This window comes from Methanosarcinales archaeon (assembly GCA_014859725.1).
GTDB lineage: Archaea > Halobacteriota > Methanosarcinia > Methanosarcinales > Methanocomedenaceae > Kmv04.
On sequence record JACUTQ010000262.1, the window covers coordinates 1 to 2065 of the forward strand.

Genomic DNA, 2065 nt, shown 5'->3' on the forward strand with positions numbered 1-2065 from the left:
ATCGCCCATTTATCGGCTCAGAGAAAGGGATGGCATTACGCGAATCAAAGGATTCTACCAGGCCATGATAAGAAATGTTAATAAAATTTTCGGTGGAATAAATGGCAATTCTGTCAGCATTCTTACCTTTGAAGGGAGGTTTAATTTTGCCACACCCGACTAATAAATATTTACGGCCATATTTAATAACACGAAGGTCCTCTATACCATAAGAAAAGTCCTGGTGATCAGTACCATCACCTCGAATTACCTCATCCCGAAATCGAGTGAAATGAATTCCATCATCACTAACCAAAGGCCAGACCTCAGAAATGTAGTTTTCCAGGTAGGAACGCTCAATTCTGAGTCTTTCATCGAAAAACGTACCCTTCCGATATCCTTGATGGCATCTCGGCAGTAAGATGACTTTATCCTGGAAGATTTCAGCTCCTGCGTTAAAAACAGCCCCAATTTTTGGGATATTATCTTCTTTCCAGACCAGCCTCAGGTCTTGAGGTTTTACAATCGGATTGTCTCTAAAGGAATCCATCTTGAAGATAGTATCTCCGGAATCCAGAAGGATGATTTTACCATCGCCTAATTTTTGGATATTTTTATCAAGTGCAGATATCATCTTCCCCTCCTTTCTCGAGTTTCCATTAACTTTTCAAATAATCTTATATATCTCTCGGCAATTCTTTCTGCTTCATAATTCTTTAAAAAAGCCTTTACTATGGCAAGGTCAAATTTACCCTGAAATAGCTCAATAAGTTTTATCTTCATATCCTCAAAATCGCGATATTTTATGATTTCATTTCCGTGTAGTTCTATATAATTCGATTGGTGAAAGAGGATGGGGCAACCCGAACCTAAAAGTTGACAGACCGAACTGGACACCACTGCCTTGTATTTTTGCGAGGATTCTCTATGGATGAGTAATACATCTGAAGCATGCAGATAATCATATAGTTCATCTAAAGGAAGTGCCCTTACTTGAAGGTCTATAAAATTGTATTGCTTTTTCGCTTCGCGCAATTCATCCAGCTCACTTTCGGGATTGGCAATAACTACATATCGAAGAGGATATTGTGGATATTCTTTAGCCATTTCATATAGGGTAGGTAAAACAGATATAACATCCTTTGACCTGAAGCCAAAGGAGAATATAATCTTTTCTTCCAGGGGTAGTCCCAGCTTTTTTCTTGCTACTTTCTTATCACCAAGCTTGAGTGAATGATAAGGATAAGATATCATATGAATCCTTTCAGCAGGGAAAGATTTGACCAGATAGTCTTTATATCGCTGGTCAAAACAGACAATAGCATCCCAGTCGAATTTATAATAAAGGGGGTCCTCGGGGGCTTTACCTTCATGGACGACCTGAACAGTAATTGCTCTTTGTTTGATCTGGGGAAAGAGCTCAAGTAATTTTTTGGCGGGTAACCTCTCCACATTTTGAGTGACAAAGACTTCGTATTCTTCATTTAAAAGTGGAGAAGGATCAAAGGAAGTAGCACGAGTAAATGGTATGACTTCATCAACACTAAAATGTCTGATTACAAAATCCTCATCCCGTTGGAAAGTAGGACGGGCATCAGGGTGTTTCTGGGCAGAAAAGACCTTAAGCTGATGACCTAATTTCACCCAGGCTCGACCTACCAATTCTGCATGGATGGAAGGTCCATTAGCGGCATTCCAGAGGCACATCATCCCTATTTTCATCTTATTCCCTCCCTGATACTTTATATTTCATACCTTCCTAGAAATGTCTTTAATTAACTTGTTTAAGGTTGGTTTATCTTGATGTTTAATAAATTGGGATCAGAGATTAGATTTTTATTACATCTAATATTCATATTCTACAAAAATCTTAAAAATCCTCTTTTTTTATTCATTCTTTCTTTAATGAAGAGTATTTTTTGGGGAAACATGATGATATATATTTCATTTTTCTATTAGTTTACGTAATCATAAATTTCGTAGGACAGGTGTCTCGCCTGTCTGTAACGCCATTGAGACCGAAGGGAGCGAGGCAATCTCATTGAGATTGCTTCGTCGCCTTTGCTCCTAATAATGACAAAAAATT

General features: G+C 38.1%; 2 protein-coding genes. Both read right to left on the reverse strand.

Annotated elements, in window-relative coordinates; all coding sequences use genetic code 11:
• Positions 1-613: hypothetical protein (locus IBX40_13065; protein MBE0525241.1), on the reverse strand; the 613-nt coding region annotated here is incomplete at its 3' end.
• Complete coding sequence (locus IBX40_13070) at positions 610-1701, reverse strand: hypothetical protein (protein MBE0525242.1); 1092 nt, start codon at positions 1699-1701, stop codon at positions 610-612. The genes IBX40_13070 and IBX40_13065, both read right to left, overlap by 4 nt.
• Positions 1702-2065 lie beyond the last annotated feature (364 nt).

Coding starts and splice junctions, on each gene's coding strand:
- IBX40_13070 (MBE0525242.1), bottom strand. CDS start 1,701: ATGAAAATAGGGATGATGTGCCTCTGGAATGCCGCTAATGGACCTTCC.